Origin of the sequence: Streptomyces marinisediminis (genome assembly GCF_026262575.1) — a bacterium.
Lineage (GTDB): Bacteria > Actinomycetota > Actinomycetes > Streptomycetales > Streptomycetaceae > Streptomyces > Streptomyces marinisediminis.
The window spans coordinates 1-1963 of record NZ_JAPKFL010000073.1 but is presented as its reverse complement, the minus strand read 5'-3'; the positions used below and the strand labels follow the sequence as shown (position 1 = coordinate 1963).

1 protein-coding gene is annotated in these 1963 nt (G+C 72.8%); it reads left to right on the top strand.

Going from position 1 to position 1963, the window contains the following annotated elements; genetic code table 11:
- Positions 1-1963, top strand: a 1963-nt coding sequence (locus tag OSB71_RS24085; protein WP_265950923.1) for an acyltransferase domain-containing protein, incomplete at both ends; no start/stop codon positions are given.

The following is a 1963-nucleotide window of genomic DNA, read 5'->3' as shown; positions in this document are numbered from 1 at the left end:
CATGGTCGCCGTCCGCGCCGCCGAGGACGCCGTGCGCCCGCTCCTCGCGGACGGCGTCGCCGTCGCCGCCGTCAACGGACCCACGTCCGTGGTCGTCTCCGGGGACGCCGACGCCGTCGACGCCGTGGCACGGCGGTTCGAGCGCACAGCGCGACTCCGGGTCAGCCACGCCTTCCACTCCGCGCACATGGACCCGATGCTGGAGGAGTTCCGCGCGGTCGCGGAGAACCTGACCCACCGGGCCCCGCGCATCCCCGTCGTCTCCAACCTCACCGGTGACGTGGCCGGGGACGAGCTGGCCACCGCCGACTACTGGGTGCGCCACGTCCGCGAAGCCGTCCGCTTCCACGACGGCGTGCGCACGCTCGACGCCCGCGGAGTGTCCCGCTTCCTCGAACTCGGTCCCGACGGCGTGCTCACCGCCCTGGGACGCTCCTGCCTCGACGGCGACGACTCCCTGTTCCGCTCCGCCCAGCACCGGGAACACCCGCCGCTGCGGCACCTGGCCGACACGGTGAACGCCCTGCGCGACCGCGGCCTCGCCCTCGACGCGGACACCGCCGAGCGCGAACTGCACCAGGCCACCGCCTCCGTCCTTCCGGTGGTGCCGTGGGTGCTGTCGGCGAAGTCGGCGCAGGCGTTGGCGGGGCAGGCGGGGCGGTTGCTGGAGCGGGTGGGCTCGCTGGGGTCGCCGGTGGATGTGGGCTGGTCGCTTGCGGTGTCGCGGTCGGTGTTCGAACACCGTGCGGTGGTGGTCGGTGCCGACCGGGCCGGACTGCTGGCCGCGGTGGCACAGGGGCAGGCTCCGGCGGGCGTGGTGACCGGGCAGGCGAGCGGCGGTCGTGCCGCGTTCCTGTTCTCCGGTCAGGGTTCGCAGCGGGCCGGGATGGGCCGCGAACTGTACGACGCCTACCCGGTGTTCGCGGACGCCCTCGACGCGGTGTGCGCGGAGCTGGACCGCCACCTGGACACCTCCGTCCGCGAGGTGGTCTTCGACGGCTCGGAGCTGCTGGACCAGACCGTCTTCACCCAGGCCGGACTGTTCGCGCTGGAAGTGGCGCTGTTCCGGCTGTTGGAGCACTGGGGCGTCACCCCCGACTACCTGCTCGGTCACTCCATCGGCGAACTCGCCGCCGCCCACGTGGCGGGGGTGTGGTCGCTGGAGGACGCCGCCCGGCTGGTCGCCGCACGCGGCCGGCTCATGCAAGCTTTGCCGACCGGTGGGGCGATGATCGCCGTGCAGGCCACCGAGGACGAGATCACCGCGCACCTGATCGACGGAGTGTCGATCGCCGCCGTCAACGGACCCACCTCCGTGGTCATCTCCGGTGATGAGGACGCCGTGGCGGAGATCGCTGCACGGTTCGACAAGAGCAAGCGGCTCAACGTCAGTCACGCCTTCCACTCCCCGCGCATGGACCCGATGCTTCAGGAGTTCCGCACCGTCGCCGAGAGCCTGACCTACCAGGCCCCGCGCATCCCGGTCGTCTCCAACCTCACCGGTGACGTGGCTGGGGAGGAGCTGGCTACTGCCGAGTACTGGGTGCGCCACGTCCGCCAGGCGGTGCGCTTTCACGACGGCATGCGGCACCTGGCGGGTCTGGGCGCGAGCACCTACGTCGAGGTGGGACCGGGCGGCACCCTGACCGCCCTGGCCCAGCAAGCCACCAACTCCGCCCCCGAACCCGGGTCCGACGGTGCGGCAGCCGCCGCGTTCGTGCCCGCCCTGCGCAAGAGCCGTCCCGAGCCCGAGTCCCTGGTCACCGCGCTCGCCGAACTTCACGTGCGCGGCACCACCGTCGACTGGCAGGCGTACTACGCCGGGTCCGGCGCCCGCCGCGTCGAGCTGCCCACCTACGCCTTCCAGCACCAGCGCTACTGGCCCCAGCCCTCCACCACCACACCCCCGCAGGCCACCGAGGCCGGTGACGCGGAGTTCTGGGAGGCGGTCGAGCGTGCCGAC